The sequence below is a fragment of the Psychrobacillus insolitus genome, from assembly GCF_003254155.1.
GTDB lineage: Bacteria > Bacillota > Bacilli > Bacillales_A > Planococcaceae > Psychrobacillus > Psychrobacillus insolitus.
In genome coordinates this window covers 1161750-1179860 of record NZ_QKZI01000001.1, presented here as the reverse complement: position 1 = coordinate 1179860, position 18111 = coordinate 1161750, and the positions used below count along the sequence as shown (strand labels likewise).

The 18111-nt window shown below is 34.8% G+C and carries 16 protein-coding genes; 12 read left to right on the top strand and 4 right to left on the bottom strand.

Features of this window, described 5'->3' with window-relative positions; translation table 11 throughout:
• The first annotated feature begins 74 nt into the window (after positions 1-74).
• Together typA and C7437_RS05895 are read left to right on the top strand one after the other, a co-directional pair.
• A complete protein-coding gene (gene typA, locus C7437_RS05900) occupies positions 75-1922 on the top strand; it encodes a translational GTPase TypA (protein WP_111438689.1) in 1848 nt (615 codons plus the stop codon).
• 21 nt (positions 1923-1943) lie between these two features.
• On the top strand, positions 1944-2273 hold the full coding sequence (locus tag C7437_RS05895; RefSeq protein WP_245909214.1) for a YlaH-like family protein: 330 nt from the start codon (positions 1944-1946) through the stop codon (positions 2271-2273).
• Between the two features lie 172 nt (positions 2274-2445).
• On the opposite strand, the gene C7437_RS05890 is transcribed toward C7437_RS05895, so the two are convergent.
• The gene (locus C7437_RS05890) at positions 2446-2649 is read right to left on the bottom strand and encodes a YlaI family protein (protein WP_111438688.1); all 204 of its coding nucleotides are present in this window, start codon (positions 2647-2649) and stop codon (positions 2446-2448) included.
• Between the two features lie 11 nt (positions 2650-2660).
• Positions 2661-3158: a peptidyl-prolyl cis-trans isomerase gene (locus C7437_RS05885; protein WP_111438687.1), complete on the bottom strand. Its 498-nt coding sequence runs from the start codon at positions 3156-3158 to the stop codon at positions 2661-2663.
• Positions 3159-3336: 178 nt separating this feature from the next.
• Here C7437_RS05885 and C7437_RS05880 point away from each other — a divergent pair, with 178 nt between their 5' ends.
• From C7437_RS05880 to pyc, 3 genes are all read left to right on the top strand, one after another.
• Entirely contained in the window at positions 3337-3618 is a 282-nt protein-coding gene (locus C7437_RS05880) for an Fpa/YlaN family protein (RefSeq protein ID WP_111438686.1), read from the top strand.
• 67 nt (positions 3619-3685) lie between these two features.
• Positions 3686-4852 (top strand): FtsW/RodA/SpoVE family cell cycle protein, encoded by a 1167-nt coding sequence (locus C7437_RS05875; protein WP_111438685.1) that lies wholly within the window; start codon positions 3686-3688, stop codon positions 4850-4852.
• A gap of 13 nt (positions 4853-4865) precedes the next feature.
• The gene (gene pyc / locus C7437_RS05870) at positions 4866-8306 is read left to right on the top strand and encodes a pyruvate carboxylase (protein ID WP_111438684.1); all 3441 of its coding nucleotides are present in this window, start codon (positions 4866-4868) and stop codon (positions 8304-8306) included.
• 352 nt (positions 8307-8658) lie between these two features.
• Here pyc and C7437_RS05860 read toward each other — a convergent pair whose 3' ends face one another.
• Entirely contained in the window at positions 8659-9570 is a 912-nt protein-coding gene (locus C7437_RS05860; RefSeq protein ID WP_111438682.1) for a COX15/CtaA family protein, read from the bottom strand.
• A 325-nt stretch (positions 9571-9895) separates the two neighbouring features.
• Here C7437_RS05860 and cyoE point away from each other — a divergent pair, with 325 nt between their 5' ends.
• The 7 genes from cyoE (at position 9896) to C7437_RS05825 (ending at position 16929) form a co-directional block, all read left to right on the top strand.
• The gene (gene cyoE, locus C7437_RS05855; RefSeq protein WP_111438681.1) at positions 9896-10819 is read left to right on the top strand and encodes a heme o synthase; all 924 of its coding nucleotides are present in this window, start codon (positions 9896-9898) and stop codon (positions 10817-10819) included.
• A gap of 98 nt (positions 10820-10917) precedes the next feature.
• Positions 10918-12000 (top strand): cytochrome c oxidase subunit II, encoded by a 1083-nt coding sequence (gene coxB, locus C7437_RS05850; RefSeq protein WP_111438680.1) that lies wholly within the window; start codon positions 10918-10920, stop codon positions 11998-12000.
• A gap of 33 nt (positions 12001-12033) precedes the next feature.
• Positions 12034-13899: a cytochrome c oxidase subunit I gene (locus C7437_RS05845; protein WP_111438679.1), complete on the top strand. Its 1866-nt coding sequence runs from the start codon at positions 12034-12036 to the stop codon at positions 13897-13899.
• The gene (locus C7437_RS05840; RefSeq protein WP_111438678.1) at positions 13899-14525 is read left to right on the top strand and encodes a cytochrome (ubi)quinol oxidase subunit III; all 627 of its coding nucleotides are present in this window, start codon (positions 13899-13901) and stop codon (positions 14523-14525) included. The genes C7437_RS05845 and C7437_RS05840 overlap by 1 nt, the downstream gene beginning before the upstream one ends.
• Position 14526: 1 nt before the next feature.
• The gene (ctaF, locus tag C7437_RS05835; RefSeq protein WP_111438677.1) at positions 14527-14862 is read left to right on the top strand and encodes a cytochrome c oxidase subunit IVB; all 336 of its coding nucleotides are present in this window, start codon (positions 14527-14529) and stop codon (positions 14860-14862) included.
• 661 nt (positions 14863-15523) lie between these two features.
• Positions 15524-16435 carry a cytochrome c oxidase assembly factor CtaG gene (gene ctaG / locus C7437_RS05830; RefSeq protein WP_111438676.1) on the top strand — a complete coding sequence of 304 codons (912 nt, stop codon included), beginning with the start codon at positions 15524-15526 and terminating at the stop codon, positions 16433-16435.
• Positions 16436-16467: 32 nt separating this feature from the next.
• The gene (locus C7437_RS05825) at positions 16468-16929 is read left to right on the top strand and encodes a DUF420 domain-containing protein (protein WP_111438675.1); all 462 of its coding nucleotides are present in this window, start codon (positions 16468-16470) and stop codon (positions 16927-16929) included.
• A 44-nt stretch (positions 16930-16973) separates the two neighbouring features.
• On the opposite strand, the gene ytvI is transcribed toward C7437_RS05825, so the two are convergent.
• The gene (gene ytvI, locus C7437_RS05820; RefSeq protein ID WP_111438674.1) at positions 16974-18029 is read right to left on the bottom strand and encodes a sporulation integral membrane protein YtvI; all 1056 of its coding nucleotides are present in this window, start codon (positions 18027-18029) and stop codon (positions 16974-16976) included.
• Positions 18030-18111 lie beyond the last annotated feature (82 nt).

Here is an 18111-nt window from a genome sequence, read left to right as displayed (position 1 = left end):
ACATTATTACTTTAGATTCACTTATGATATAATAGCACAGTTATGGACTCGAAAAAAGAATATGGAGTGGAAAAATGACAAATTTAAGACAAGATTTAAGAAACATTGCAATTATAGCTCACGTTGACCATGGTAAAACAACTTTAGTTGACCAATTATTACAACAATCAGGTACTTTCCGTTCAAATGAACACGTTGAAGAACGTGCAATGGACTCGAATGATATCGAGCGTGAACGCGGTATTACAATTTTAGCTAAAAATACAGCTGTAGATTATGACGGTAAACGTATCAATATCCTTGATACACCTGGACATGCTGACTTCGGCGGCGAAGTTGAGCGTATCTTGAAAATGGTAGATGGTGTTTTACTAGTTGTTGATGCATATGAAGGTTGTATGCCTCAAACGCGTTTCGTATTGAAAAAAGCATTAGAACAAAGATTAACACCAATCGTTGTTGTAAACAAAGTAGATAAAGATTCGGCTCGTCCACTAGAAGTAGTTGATGAAGTTTTAGAATTGTTCATAGAATTAGGTGCAGATGAAGATCAATTAGAATTCCCTGTTGTTTTTGCTTCAGGTGTAAATGGTACTTCTTCATTAGATGCAGATCCTTCTAAACAAGAAGAAAACATGAAATCTCTATTTGAAATGATCATTTCAGCAATTCCAGCACCAATTGATAACTCAGATGAACCATTACAATTCCAAGTAGCATTACTTGACTATAATGATTATCTTGGTCGTATTGGTATTGGCCGTGTATTCCGTGGGACAATTGAAGTTGGACAACAAGTTTCTTTAATGAAACTTGATGGAAAAGTTAAGAACTACCGTGTAACTAAGTTATTTGGTTTCTTCGGTTTAAAACGTGAAGAAATTCAATCAGCTAAAGCTGGAGATTTAATCGCGGTATCTGGTATGGAAGAAATCAACGTAGGTGAAACAGTTTGTCCTACAGACCATCCAGAAGCTTTAGTTCCATTACGTATTGATGAACCAACGTTACAAATGACGTTTTTAACAAATAACTCTCCATTCGTTGGTCGTGAAGGTAAATGGATTACTTCAAGTAAAATTGAAGAACGTCTACGTGCACAATTAGAAACGGACGTATCTTTACGTGTTGAAGATACTGATTCTCCAGATGCTTGGACAGTTTCAGGTCGCGGAGAGCTTCATTTGTCGATTTTAATCGAAAATATGCGTCGTGAAGGTTTTGAATTACAAGTATCAAAACCAGAAGTAATTGTTCGTGAAATTGATGGGAAAAAATGTGAACCAGTTGAACGTGTACAAATTGATGTACCGGAAGACAGCGTTGGTTCAATTATCGAGTCAATGGGTACCCGTAAAGGTGAAATGATTGACATGATCAACAATGGTAGTGGACAAGTTCGTTTAATCTTTATGGTTCCAGCTCGTGGACTAATTGGTTATACGACAGAGTTTATGTCTCTTACTAAAGGATATGGTATTATTAACCATACATTCGATAGCTATCAACCAGTAGTTTCAGGTCGTGTTGGTGGACGTCATCAAGGTGTTCTTGTTTCTATGGAAACAGGTAAATCAACAACTTACGGTATGATGGGTATTGAAGACCGTGGTACTTTATTCGTTGAACCAGGTACTGATATTTATGAAGGTATGATCGTTGGTGAAAATACGCGTGATGCTGACATTACTGTAAATATTGTAAAAGCGAAACAAAAAACAAACATTCGTTCAGCTAATAAAGACCAAACGAACGTTATCAAAAGACCTCGTATTTTAACGCTTGAAGAAGCAATTGAGTTCTTAGGTGACGATGAGTATCTAGAAATTACACCGGTATCAATTCGCCTACGTAAAAAAGTTCTAGAGAAGAGCGAACGTGAACGTGTTACGAAGAAAAAGAAAAGTGCAGAACTTGAATAGGAACTGAAAGGGTGAATAACCTTGGAGGAAAAGCAATTCGTATTTGGTAGAATGTCTAGTATAGCAAGATATATATACGAAACAATGCCTTCATACGCTATGGCAGGTTATGTATTATTTTTAACTATTTTCTTATTATCTGTGCTTGTATATAAGTTAGGATTCGCTAAGAAACTACGAGTTGGTCAGAACTTAGTTATTTATATTTTCTTACTATTGGGATGCTTAATGTTAACATTTTTAGCGTTTTTCCTTCCTGTAGTGGAAGCTTTATTAGTAGCGGCTTTAATATTAATAATTTATAAAATCCGTTTACGAATTGAAAAAAGAAACAGCTCGACTACTTCTTGAGTAGTTGAGCTGTTTTTTTGCAATCCTATAGCCTCTCGGTCGCTTCCTCGTTTATCCTTTTACCATAAATATTATCCAAAGCTAACCGGAAAATTGTATCTGAAGTTCCTCCCAAAGTAATCCGGAAAGAATAGCGCAGAACTTGTCCGTTTTTGTCGATTTTCAAATGGATTTAAAAATCATTCTCTATTAGTCGAGATCGTTTATAAAAAATGAATTTACCTGTAGCTAAACGGGCATTTGTTCTTTCTTCGATACGATCGTGGCATTCTGGACACATGTACGTATGGATAGGTCTATTTCTAAGTTTTTTTGCTAATGGTAAATCATCTGAAATTTCATCGATACGATCGCAAATTACGCATTTTACTCGCATATATTCAACTCCTATTCGATTCGGAAAGCAGTCACGTTTTTAATAGGCGTGTTTATATTAGAACCGTCTTTTTTTAACACATGGACGGGACCATCTTCACGAAGTGGCTTTCCTTTATGACTAAACTTTAGTAAAAGCGAATCTAAATCTTCTAATAAAAATGAATGTTCATCTTCTATAGTTTCTATTACTAATTTAGTTGCGTCTTCTCTTGGTTCAGCGTTTAGAATAAATGGTTTTAGTTCGACTCCAAATGTACTTGTTAATAGTTTTGTACGTTCAAATTTTTTCTCTGATTTTAATGTAGGTGGAACAGTAGAGCCTTCTATAATTTCGCGAGACCAATGAGCTGAAGTAACTTTTGTATATTCAACTAGTTCATCTTTGTAGACATACTCACCAGCAAAAAATTCATCTAAATCAATTCTACGATCATCAAAAATCCAAACAGTTGGATCGAGTGTAATATTAAACTTGACTGCACCTTTAATAGGGATAATAAATTCCAACGAAATTGCCTCCTCTAAACTTTCTAATCGATATAAGTATACCTTTAAATTTGGTACTTCAAAAGAATAATTAATTATTTAGTTAAGAGGAGTAATAGAACACTTGCAATTTCTCAGAGTAAAAGATAAACTTTATGGAGCTAAACATTTTGAAATAATAGATAATGGGGGCGTCCTCATGGATACTTATTTACAACCATCGTATCAAGAGAAAGCTCTCGGGCTTTTGAAGAAAGATGCAGAGAAAATTGGACAATTGATTAAGGTGCAAATGGATAACTTAACAATGCCACAATGTCCACTTTACGAAGAGGTACTTGATACTCAAATGTTTGGTTTATCACGTGAGATTGATTTTGCAGTTAAGCTTGGACTTTTAGAGAGAAGTGACGGGAAAGAGATCCTTGCTTCACTAGAAAAAGAGTTATCAATTTTACATGAAATCCATACAGAAAAATAACTAAAAAACTCAAACAAACACACATGTTTGAGTTTTTTTTCTAGCTTAAGAAATAGAGGTTTATGAAATGATTCTTTATATTAAAAGGTATTTAAAAAACTTTGATTATCCATTATTTTTTACTTACTTCCTACTTTGTTTATTCGGACTAGTTATGATTTATAGTGCGAGTATGGATTGGGCAGTTAGTCGATACGGAAGGGCACCAGATTATTTTTTTGACAAACAAAAGTTTAATTTGTTAATATCAATACCAGCCTTTTTAATAGCCGCACTTTTTCCATATAAACATTTAAAAAACAAAACGATTATGATTTTTATGCTTACGGTCATGTTTATATTACTTGGTCTAGTACATGTTTTAGGAACGGGTGGAGAAAGTGGTTCACAAAGCTGGATTCACTTAGGTTTTGGTAATATACAACCATCAGAGATAGCGAAGATAGTGCTAGTTTTATATTTTGCTGGAATATTTACAAAAAAATATGAAAAAGGCACTTTAGATAAATTTAATGAATCTGTTGGGCCTCCACTTGTAGTATTGGGCTTAGTAGTATTTTCTATTATGATGGAAACAGATGTTGGAAATACGATGATTATTTGTTTTGTTGCTGTTTCTGTCATTGCAGCAAGTGGTTTGAAGTTTAAATCTTTTGCTAAAATGATAGGTTTAATAGGCATTGTTATTTCAATAGCACTTCTAGCTATTTTCTTATTGAAAGATTCAATCCTTACACCTCGTAGACTTGGGAGACTAGAAGCATTCTTTAATCCATTTGAATATGAATCGGATTTTGGATATCAAATTGTTAATGGCTATATAGCTATAGGTTCTGGTGGATTGACAGGGTTAGGTTTAGGGAAATCCAATCAAAAATTTGGCTATTTACCTGAGCCACATACTGACTTTATCATGGCTATAATAGCTGAAGAACTTGGTTTAATTGGTGTATTAATCGTTCTATGTGGATTGTTTTTTATTGTATTTAAAGCTTTATCAATAGCTTTAAATACTTCAGATCCACAAGCACGTATGATAGCAACAGGTATAGGGAGCATTATTGGTTTTCAAACGTTTGTTAACTTAGGAGGCATGTTGGGAATTATCCCACTTACAGGTGTACCACTGCCATTTATTAGTTATGGTGGTACATCCGTTATATTATTATCTGCAGCAATAGGTATATTAATGAATGTCTCAATGTTTGTGAAATTAGAAAAATCGAAAAAATAAAGGGGATTATGTTGTGGAGAAAATCAAAAAAATATTAATTGCAAACAGAGGGGAAATTGCAATTCGAATTTTTCGTGCTTGTACGGAATTGAACCTTCGAACTGTCGCAATTTATTCAAGAGAAGATAGTGGTGCTTTCCATCGATTTAAATCAGATGAATCTTATCTCGTTGGTGAAGGGAAAAAACCAATCGATGCATATTTAGACATTGAAGATATTATTCGAATTGCAAAAGAAAGCAAATCAGATGCTATCCATCCTGGTTATGGTTTTTTATCAGAAAATTTAGAATTTGCAAAACGTTGCGAAGAAGAAGGAATTATTTTTGTTGGACCAACGTCGAAGCATTTAGATATGTTTGGAGACAAAGTGAAAGCACGTGAACAAGCAGTTAAAGCAGGAATACCTGTTATTCCAGGTACTGATGGGCCGGTAGAAAGTGTAGAAGAGGTTCGTGCATTTGGAAAACAAAATGGTTATCCACTAATGATTAAAGCATCTCTTGGTGGTGGTGGTCGTGGAATGCGTGTAGTTCAAACAGAGGATGAACTTGAAAGTGCTTATGAGCGGGCGAAATCAGAAGCAAAAGCAGCTTTTGGATCGGATGAAGTATATGTGGAACGATTTATTTATCAACCAAAACATATTGAAGTACAAATTCTAGGAGATACACAAGGAAATCTAATTCACTTATATGAAAGAGATTGTTCTATCCAAAGAAGACATCAAAAAGTTGTAGAAATTGCTCCATCCAATTCAATAAGTCCAGAATTACGAAATGAAATTTGTGAAGCTGCTGTGAAACTTATGAATAATGTTTCATACATAAACGCAGGTACCGTAGAATTCTTAGTAACAGAAAATGAGTTTTTCTTTATTGAAGTAAATCCTCGTATTCAAGTAGAACATACGATTACAGAAATGATTACAGGCGTAGACATTGTACATGCACAAATAAAAATTGCGGATGGTATTGCTTTAAATTCGGAAGAGATGGGAATTCCAAGTCAAGAAAATATCCCTCTTTTTGGATTTGCTATTCAATCACGTGTAACAACAGAAGATCCATTAAATAATTTCATGCCAGACACAGGTAAACTAAATGTATATCGTTCTAGTGGAGGTTTCGGAGTTCGTCTGGATGCAGGTAATGGATTCCAAGGAGCTGTAATAACTCCTTATTACGATTCACTTTTAGTGAAAGTTTCTACATGGGGGATGTCATTCCAAGAAGCAGCTACTAAAATGGGGAGAAACTTGCAAGAATTTAGAATTAGAGGGATTAAAACAAATATTCCTTTCCTTGAAAATGTAGTTAAACATCCAAATTTCATCTCTGGAGATTTTAATACTAGTTTTATCGATTCTACACCTGAATTATTTATGTTCCCAAAAAGAAAAGACCGTGGAACTAAGTTATTGAATTACATCGGAAATGTTACAGTAAATGGTTTCCCTGGTGTAGAACAAAAGTCGAAACCAATTTTTGAAACTGCAAGAAAACCTATTATCGATACTTCTAACCCACCGCAAGCTGGAACGAAACAAATTTTAGAACAACATGGAGCAGAAGGCGTTGTGAAATGGGTTAAAGAACAGCAAGGTGTTTTGTTAACGGATACTACATTTAGAGATGCACATCAATCATTACTTGCTACTCGTGTTCGCTCAAATGACATGTTTGGTATTTCAAAAGAATCTGCACAGGGAATGCATAATCTATTCTCTTATGAAATGTGGGGAGGGGCAACATTTGATGTTGCTTACCGTTTCTTAAAAGAAAATCCATGGGATCGATTACTTAAAATGCGTGAAATGATTCCGAATGTACTTTTCCAAATGTTATTCCGTGGGGCAAATGCTGTAGGTTATACAAATTATCCGGATAATGTGATTCGGGAATTTGTTCAAAAATCTGCGGAAGCAGGAATTGATGTATTCCGTATTTTCGATAGTTTGAACTGGATTAAAGGTATGGAAGTTGCAATTGACGCAACTAGACAGTCTGGGAAGATAGCGGAAGCAGCTATATGTTACACAGGAGACATTTTAGATGACTCTCGTGCCAAATATACAGTGCAGTACTATAAAGATATGGCAAAAGAATTAGAAGCTGCAGGAGCCCATATTTTAGCGATTAAAGATATGGCGGGATTACTTAAACCAGAAGCAGCATATCGCTTAATCAGTGAACTGAAAAGTACGATAGATTTACCAATTCATCTTCATTCACATGACACTAGTGGTAACGGAATTTACATGTACGCGAAAGCTATTGAAGCTGGGGTAGATATTGTAGATACAGCGATAGGCTCTATGGCGGGTCTAACTTCCCAACCAAGTGCTAGTACGCTTAGCTATGCGATGAGTGGTGGAACTAGAGAAGTTATTGGTGATGTAAAAGCATTTGAAAAAATATCATACTATTGGGAAGATGTTCGTAAATATTATCAAGATTTCGAAAGTGGCATGATGAGTCCACATACAGAAGTTTATGAGCATGAAATGCCTGGTGGACAATATAGTAATTTACAACAACAAGCAAAAGGCGTAGGTCTTGGAGAAAGATGGGAAGAAGTAAAAGAAATGTACTCTCGAGTTAATTTACTTTTTGGTGATGTAGTAAAAGTTACTCCATCTTCAAAAGTAGTAGGAGATATGGCGCTATTCATGGTACAAAATAATTTAGATGAAATATCTGTCATCACTCGAGGAAAAACAATCGACTTCCCAGACTCCGTTATTGAATTTTTTGAAGGATATATTGGACAACCATTCGGTGGTTTCCCTGAAGAGCTTCAAAAAGTAATATTAAAAGATCGTCAAGCGATTACGGTTAGACCTGGAGAGCTTTTAGAGCCAGTAGATTTTAAAGCAGTGGGAGAAAAATTATTTAACCAACTTGGTCGTCCTGTAACAATTCAAGAGATTCTTGCTTATACTTTATATCCAAAAGTATTTGAAGAATATTCTGTAACAGAAAAGAACTTTGGAGATGTCTCTGTATTAGATACACCTACATTCTTGTATGGAATGAGACTTGGGGAAGAAATAGAAGTGGAGATCGAAGTAGGTAAAACTCTAATTATTAAATTAGTATCTATTAGCGAACCGACACATGATGGAAATAGAATTCTTTACTTTGAATTAAATGGACAACCACGTGAAGTATCAATTCAAGATATGAATGTGGAAGTAAGTCATCTATCTAAACCAAAAGCAGATCTTACAAATGAAAAACATATTGGTGCTACAATGCCGGGTACTGTTCTGAAAGTAGCAATAACGAATGGTAGTAAAGTAAAACGCGGGCAACATTTATTAATAACAGAAGCAATGAAAATGGAAACAACTGTACAAGCTCCTTTCAATGGTGTCATTAAAGAAATCCATGTAGTAGCTGGTGAGGCTATTGCAACGGGGGATTTATTAATTGAAATTGAAAGAGAATAGAAAAAAGCTGTTTGACGGATATCCGTCAAACAGCTTTTTTTCTGGTTGTACAATATATAACGTTGGTGAAATAAAGTCCTGATCCACGCTGATTTTCGTTACGAGCGGACGCTTTCCGTGGGGCGTGCGGTGAGCCTCCTCGTCGCGGAAAACGCACTCCTGTGGGGTCTCACCTGTCACGCTAATCCCACTGGAGTCGCCGCTCGTAACGAAAATCAGATAAGAGAATATAGGAAACAAAAGTCTCAAATAGATATAGAAAACAAGACTTGGAAAACTAGAAAAAAAGACTGCCACAAAAAATCAGTTTTACTGACTTTCTGGACAGTCCTGTGACATAGAACCACTTTTCTTATTTTCGTAATTGACTTCTGGACAAGAGGAGAATCATATAGCATAGTAAACCAAAAAGTAGCGAAATAAATAAAGAATGCAATAAAGAGATATATAAATTTAGTTTTGTCAATACGACAAACATTCCACTACAAACTTGTAAAGAGACTAATATTAATGTAGTGATCCAACCCCAATAAATAGCTCTTTGATCTTTATAATTTTTTATAACATGAATCGCAATAACTAAAATCCAAATGAATATTAAACCAGCTGCGGTACGATGTCCCATTTGAACCCATTCGTATAAATTTGTTGGTAATGAAAAATTATCATTTCTACAAAGTGGCCAATCATTACATACTAAACTAGAATTTGTATGACGAACTAATGCACCTGTGTAAATAACAATATAAGAGTAAAGAGTGACTCCAATAGTATGGATTTTTAATGTTTTACCTATGCTAATTTTGTCTGTATCAAACTTTCTATCAACCTCAAAAATAAGCAACGTTAGTAATAATACAGATGCAAATGAAATAAGGGATATACCAAAATGCAGTGCGAGAATGAAATCGCCTTGTCCCCATTTAACTTGAGCAGCTCCAATAAGAGCTTGTAGTACTAGAAAAAATATTGCCATTACAGATAAAAATTTGGTCTCTCGTACATGCCCTAAAGAACGCCAAGCCCAAATAGCTAAAGCTACGATCAATATTCCCACTGCGCCAGTAACAAGTCTGTGTGAAAATTCAATAAGAACTTCTGCTGTTATTACATCAGGTATTAGTTGGCCATTACAGCCAGGCCAATGTCTACCACAACCCATACCACTTTCAGTTTTTGTTACAAGGGCACCACCTAATAAGATAAGTAACATGCCGAAAGAGGAAGCAACAGCTAACCATTTTAAATATTTATTAATGTGCATTAAGCCACCTACTTTATGTATCTTGCTCGTCTAAAAAGACGGTATCTGCATTTAAGATGATATCGAAATATTGATAAAAATACAATGTTTATCCTTAGAAGACTAAAAGAAGTCTGAAGTATTTCACAAATTGTACATAATTTAGTACTCGAACATTCACAAAAGACAATGTAAAATGACTTACTATTGATACTGTTATACATTTGTTTGAGCCTTCTCAGCACTTATTATTTAGAAATTCTCTTTTAACTATAGAAATCTAAAGAGTTTTTCGATATAGTAAAGAATAGCGGAATATGCTTACAACTTTGAAAGGAGGGGCAGCATGTCAAATGGTAATTCAATCACCGCTACAACAAAGACAGAACCTGAAATAGTAAACACAACTTTATTAAAAGACTTTCTATCTCTAATCAAAATCGGAATCGTTAATTCAAATTTAATTACTACGTTTACTGGTATTTGGTTAGCTTTTCAATTTACTAACCGTAATTTTCTTAAAGAGTTAGATTTGTTATTCTTAACTCTTTTTGGGACAGCATTGATCATTGCTGGTTCTGCAGCTATGAATAACTTTATCGATCGTGATATTGACCCTGTCATGAAGAGCAAAAGAACTAGACCTACTGTAACTGGGAGATTTACACCATCAGCCGTGCTGATTACTTCTTTTACATTATTAGTTGTAGGTGAAATTTTGTTATTTATGGCTTCAACTTCTGCGGGGGTTTGGGGACTGGCAGGAATCATTAGTTACGTAGTTTTATATTCGATGTGGTCCAAGAGAAGATATGTTAGTAATACGATAGTAGGAAGTATCTCAGGTGCCATACCACCACTTATTGGATGGGCTGCAGTTGAGCCAACTTTAAGTCTTGGAGCATTAGCTTTATTCTTAATAATGTTTATTTGGCAACCACCGCATTTTTATGCGCTTGCAATGAAGAGAACAGAAGAATACAGATCAGCTGGCATCCCAATGCTGCCTGTAGTAAAAGGATTTGAACGTACGAAAAGATCAATGCTTTTATGGATTATCTTCTTGTTCCCATTACCATTTTTATTAATGGAACTTGGGATTGGCTTCATTGTTTTAGCCACCGCATTGAATATAGGTTGGCTAATACTTTCGATTAAAGGTTTCCGCGTGAAAGATGATTTGAAATGGGCTACTGGTATGTTTGTGTATTCACTAAATTACATGGTCATCCTGTTTGTTTCCATGATTATCTTTTCCATTTTTGTTTAACATTTGGAATTCTTTCTTATTTTTTAGAATTCAAATAGAACAGAACTACAGTCCAAATGCACATGAATACAACAAAGAAAGAGGGGTTTGATTTAGCTATGATGAAAGGGCTTAAAAAGTGGCGACTTTATTCACTATTAGCAGTTTTAACGATTTTCTTATCGGGTTGTGGGGAAGAATACTTATCTACACTTACACCTGCTGGTCAAGTCGGAAAAGAACAATTTAATTTATTACTACTATCTACTGGCATTATGGCAATTGTAATTGTAGTAGTTTTAATTATTTATGTACTTGCAATCGTGAAATTCCGTCGTTCTAAAGTTGGGGAAAATGTTATTCCTAAACAAGTGGAAGGAAGTATGACGCTTGAAATTATTTGGACAGTTATTCCAATTCTTCTGCTAATCGTACTTGCTATTCCAACAGTAGCTTATACATATAAGCACGCTGATGTGTCAGGAATGACAGCAGTAGATGCAGAAGGAAACAAAGAAGCAGTGACTGTAAATGTAACTGCAAAATTATATTGGTGGGAGTTTGAATACCCAGATTTAGGTATTGTAACTTCACAAGAATTAGTAGTTCCTACAAATGAAAAAGTATACTTTAACTTAAAAGCAGCTGATGTAAAGCATTCATTCTGGATACCAACAGCTGGTGGAAAAATGGATACGAACGTAGAAAACGTAAATCAGTTCTACTTAACATTTGACAAAGAATCTGCAGGCTTAAAAGATGGAGTATTCTACGGGAAATGTGCAGAACTTTGTGGTCCTTCACATGCTTTAATGGATTTCAAAGTGAAAACAATTGATCGTAAAGATTTTGATGTATGGGCTGAAACGATGAAAACTACTGAACATGTAGCACAAGGTGAACTTGCTACATCAGGAGAAGAAATCTTCACTACAAGCTGTATCGCATGTCATGCTACTTCAGGTGCTGGTACTGCAGGTGGAGTTGGACCTAACCTTGCTACATTTGGTGATCGTAACCGCGTTGCAGGTTTTATGGATTTAACAGAAGAAAACGTTAAAAATTGGATTAATGATCCAGAAAGCCACAAACCTGGTAACTTAATGCCGCAGCCTGAAGAAATAAACAATGGCGAAAAATTTAGTGAAGAGCAACTTGATGCTCTTGCAGAATATTTAATGGGACTATCTGTTGAAAAATAAGTTCAATAGATAATTATGAAGGAGGTTAAAGTTGTGAGTTCGATTGCAAAGAAAAAAGGCTTTGGCGCAAGCCTGTGGGACTATTTAACAACAGTCGACCATAAGAAAATCGCTATCCTTTATCTCGCTGCCGGTGGATTGTTCTTCGTAATCGGTGGTATCGAGGCGATGCTTATACGTATTCAATTAGCAAAACCGGATAATGATTTTGTTAGTGCTGGTTTATTTAATGAAATTATTACAATGCATGGTACAACCATGATATTCCTTGCGGCCATGCCGTTATTATTTGCTTTCATGAATGCCGTTATGCCTTTACAAATTGGGGCACGTGATGTTGCATTTCCATTTTTAAATGCACTTGGATTTTGGTTATTCCTATTCGGAGGACTTTTCCTTAACTTATCATGGTTTATGGGCGGAGCACCTGACGCTGGGTGGACTTCGTATGCGTCCTTGTCATTAGCCTCTGAAGGACATGGAGTTGATTTTTATGCATTAGGACTCCAGGTTTCGGGTGCAGGGACATATATAGCTGGTATAAACTTCCTTGTAACAATAATTAATATGCGTGCTCCTGGTATGACATACATGCGTATGCCGCTATTTACTTGGACTACATTTGTTGCAAGTGCTTTAATCTTATTCGCATTCCCACCACTTACAGTTGGTCTTTTCTTCTTGATTTTTGACCGTATGTTTGGCGGTAATTTCTTTGATCATACAATGGGTGGTAATACGATAATTTGGGAGCATTTATTCTGGATATTCGGACATCCTGAAGTATATATTTTAATATTACCTGCGTTTGGTATTTTCTCTGAAATATTCTCTTTATTCTCTAGAAAACGTTTGTTTGGTTACTCTTCTATGGTATTTGCAACCGTATTAATCGGTTTCTTAGGATTCATGGTTTGGGCTCACCATATGTTCACAGTTGGATTAGGGCCAACAGCTAATGCGATTTTCTCAGTTGCTACAATGGCAATCGCTGTTCCAACAGGTATGAAAATCTTTAACTGGCTGCTTACAATTTGGGGAGGAAGTATTAAAGTTACGGTTCCAATGCTGTATGCTTTAGGATTCATTCCATCATTCGTAGCAGGTGGAGTAACAGGTATTATGCAAGCTGCAGCACCACTTGATTATCAATTACATGATTCATACTTTATCGTTGCTCATTTCCACTATGTAATTGTTGGTGGGGTAGTTCTTGCGATTTTAGCAGCGGTACATTTATATTGGCCTTTAATGTTTAATCAAATGTTAAGTGAAAAATTAGGTAAATGGACTTTCTGGTTCTTCTTTATCGGTTTCCACTGTACATTCTTTATTCAACATTTCTTAGGTCTAATGGGTATGCCACGTCGCGTATTTACTTTCGGTGCAGATCAAGGTTGGGATACATTCAACTTAATCAGTTCTTTAGGTGCTATTTTGATGGCGATTGGTGTAATCATATTAGTAGTTAACGTAATTATTACAATTGTTAAAAATGAAAAAGTTGGAAATGATCCTTGGGGAGATGGCCGTACATTAGAATGGGCTATTCCACAACCAATTCCTTTCTACAACTTTAAACAAACACCACTTGTACGTGGACTGGATACTTTCTGGATTGAAAAACAAGAGGGGAATAAAGAAGGTATGACATATGCAGAACCACTTTCTGATATTCATATGCCAAACGGTTCTATCATTCCACTTGTTATGTCATTCGGATTATTCGTAGCTTCTTTTGGAGCACTTTACAATGGTGAAAAGGATTGGGCAATTCCTGTATTAGTATTAGGTTTAGCTATTACTTTTGCTTCTATGGCAATTCGTTCTATCAAAGATGATCATGGTTTCCATGTTCATAAAGAAGATATATTGAAAAATGAAGGGGGTAACAAATAATGGACTTTAATACGAAGTACACCCCACAATCTTGGCCAGATCATCCTGAGCAAGTAACATTAGAAGGTAAAAACAAATTTTTAGGTTTCTGGCTCTTTCTAGCTGGAGAAACTGTATTATTTTCAAGTTTGTTCGCTACTTATTTAGCACTTAAAAACAAAGGACCAAGTGGTATGGAGTTTTCTACTCAAACTTTATTTGAATTGCCATTAGTATTTGTTATGACGATGATCTTATTAACTTCTTCATTAACAAGTGTGTATGCAATGTATCATATGAAAAATCATAACTTCAAAGGAATGCAAACTTGGTTAGCAATTACTGTAATTTTAGGTATAGCATTCTTATGTTTAGAAATTTATGAGTTTAATCACTACGTACATTTAGGATTTACTTATGGACAAAGTGCTTTCTCAACAGCTTTCTTTACTTTAGTAGGAACACATGGTCTTCACGTAGCTATTGGTTTAGGATGGATTATTTTATTATTAATCCGTAATGCGAAACGTGGATTTAGTTTGTATAATGCACCAAAATACTATACTGCTTCTTTATACTGGCACTTCATCGATGTTGTGTGGGTATTTATCTTTACAGTAGTATACTTGATGGGAGTTGTAGGTTAATATGTCACATGACGCTCACGTATATTCGAAATCACAAACTGAGTATGAGTATACTCGCCGCGTAAGAAGAGAGGCAATGCGTGGTCAAGTAACAACATTTGCAATTATGATTTTCTTAACTTTAATTGCATTTAGCGCTGTTGCTGCAGGCTTCTCAGAGTATTTCATTGTACCAATCCTTCTTTTACTCGCTGCAATTCAAGTAGTACTTCAACTTTACTATTTTATGCATATGAGTGAAAAGAACCATGGTATGGCAGCATTCTTTTTATACAGTGGTGCAATACTAGGATTTACTCTCTTTTTAACTTTCTTAACAATTGTTTGGTGGAACTAAAAAAACATACAAAGAGCCGATACTAAGATTTTTCTTAGTATCGGCTTTTCTTAAATAATAAGAAAGTATAAGAATTTCACAATACTGGAATACAGTTTGTACAATTTCTTTTAGTCGCTTTGGACAGTATTATTGCTTACAATTTTACTTAAAAGAAAAACAGTGGCTTAAGAAAGCGACTACGTCACTTTCTTAAGCCACTCCTCTTTTTAGTCATCGTGTAGCTTACAACTGTCCGCCGCTCTCCAAAAATAATCGGAATCATTGTGTGAAAGCTTTGGTTAAGAAGAGAGGAGCCGCATGCTTACCTAAAGAGGACGCCAAAGATGCAATTTTGGCTGTCATGTCTCCTCTTACTTGGATGAATGCTACTCCATTCTTTTGAGACACTCCTACACAGAGTCTTATTTACTCCTAGTATCTTTTGTAGAAAAGGATCTCCTCTTTTATTCCCAAAAGTATTTGCCCTATTTTCTTGAATGTTTTTATCGTTTAACCAGTTACCATAAGTTTCGTCCAAAGCGAACCGTTAAAGTCCATATAGAAAAAGGGCGCTTTAGCGGTTTTCTTATATACATATATTTGTCATAGTTCTTACATTGAAGTTATAAAGCTTGACCTATATAATAGGGAGAGTCACTGAAAAGGAGTGAAGAGGCATATGTCTTTAAGTATATTTGGTTTCCAAGCAAATTGGAGTCCAGTGATGATTGGTGTTTTAGTAGTTTTTACGATATTGTATTTTTTGATTACTGTTAAGTGGCGTGGAGATTTTAAAGTTTCAGAACCATTAACTCGTAAAGAGGCAGCATATTTTTTAACAAGTCTAGTAATATTCTATATCATTAAAGGATCACCTGTGGATTTAATGGCTCATATTATGTTTACCTATCACATGACGCAAATGGCAATATTACTATTATTGATACCACCTTTATTAATAAAGGGTATTCCATGGTGGGTTTGGAAGGCAGTTATTGATCTTCCTGTTGTTCGTAAAGTTTTTCCGATTGTAACGAAACCATTATTGGCCCTCATTGCATTTTCTGGTTTATTTTCTTTCTACCACATACCATTAGTTTTGGATTTTATTAAATTAGATGAAGGCTTGCATGGTTCATACACATTCATCCTATTTTTATCTGCAATCTTTATGTGGTGGTCTGTCGTAGATGTGATTAAAGATAAAGCGACATTACATGGTCTTAAAAAGATTGGTTATCTTATCGCAAGTGCTGTATTGATTACTCCAGCTTGTGCACTTATTATCTTCTCTGGAACGGCTATGTATGAAACATATACTAATGGAGATGCATGGTTAAAGGCAATGGAACTATGTGTACCAGCTAGTACGTTAGCAGGTTTAACGCTCTCGGGTCCTGAGTTATTTTCCAATATGACGGCTCTAGCAGACCAGCAATTAGGTGGAATTTTGATGAAAATTATTCAAGAAGTTATTTATGGGGTAGTTTTAGGATCTATTTTCTTCAAATGGTATAAAAATGAACAAGATAATGCGGAAGAAATAACTCAAAAAGCATTAGATGACTTACAATTTCAATCAAAATTATAAAAATTTAATTATGTGATTTGGGGAGAATGAAAATGAATTTACCACTTTTACCGACGATTAGTACATTTTTTATTGTTTTAAGTGCTGTACTAGTAGCAATCGGTTGGATTTTAGTATCAAAGAAAAAAATTGAAGCACATAAAAAAACGATGTTTGCAGCTGCTATATCAGCTTTAACGTTTTTTATCATTTATGTATCCCGAACACTATTCATCGGAAACACCGCATTCGGTGGACCTGATGATATCAAAGTGTATTACACTGTATTTTTAATTTTCCATATTACTTTAGCTACTGTAGGTGCAGTATTTGGATTAGTGACAATATACTTAGGCTATAAAAATAATATTAAGAAACATCGCAAAATCGGACCTATTACAAGTATAATTTGGTTTTTTGTAGCGATTACAGGATTAGCCGTTTATTTACTACTCTATGTGTTTTACGCTGGAGGAGAAACAACCTCTGTCTTTAAAGCGATTCTCGGTGGTTAATTAAATATATAGATAAAAGCCAACACGCCGTAATGTGTTGGCTTTTATACTTTAAAATTCATTTTTATTATTCCTGATTCTTTAGCTGTTATGAACAAAATGACTAAAAGGGGACCTATTAAAAATCCTAATACACCTAATAATTGAGCACCTATAAACATTGCGATTAATATTGCTAGGGGTGATACTCCCATTTGTGAGCCCATAAGTTTTGGTTCAACTGCTCTTCTAATGATTAATAGAACGATCGCAAGTATGGATAATTTTGTTCCCATTGCTACATCTCCTATTAATAAGTAGTAGGTAGCCCATGGAGCAACTATAATGATTGAACCGAGAATTGGAATAAGATCAATAATCCAAATAACAATGGACATCACTAATGCATATTTGGGAATTATAAATAATAGTCCTATAAAGGATGCACCAAGAATGAAGAGACTAGCTAAAAATTGTGCCTTCAAAAAACCAACTATTACTTTTTTTATCCCTGAATACATAAACTTAACTTTTTCAGCAGTATTGTCTGATAAATATTGAAAGAATTTATATTGCAATTTATTTAAGTCAAGCATTATTAAAAACAAGGCAATGATAAATACAATAAAGCTAATTAAGAAATTTGGTATGTATGTGAGAAGTGCTGTAATATTACTATAGCTAATAATATCGAGTAAAGAATCTTTCAGACTACTAATGGTATCTTCAAATTTATTTTGAATGGATACTACGACTTCTGTAGGAAGCCCTTCCGTATATTTAAACAAATTATTTTGAATGTTTATCCAAACTCCAGTTAAGTCGTTCAAATATTGAGGTAAAATGGTAGTTGTATGAATAAGTTGGCTAATTAGTTTCGTGATTGATAAAAATAAAATTGCGGATATAATAACTAAAAAGAATACAAAGTTTGTTATTACTGCTAGCTTCCGTTTCCATTTGAATGTTTTTTGTGTAAATTTAACTAAAGGTTCGATTAATATGGCAACTAGTAAGGCCAACACAATTGGCACAGATATAGGAAGAATAAAATATCCAATTAAAAACAAGATTAAAAACAGTAGAAAGTACTTAATATATTCTTTCTTTAACAATCTCAAAATGTCACCCCCTGGTAAAGATATTTCAACTAGTATAGACTAAATAACAATTTTTGAACACAAGAAAAATGGCGGTGGGTAG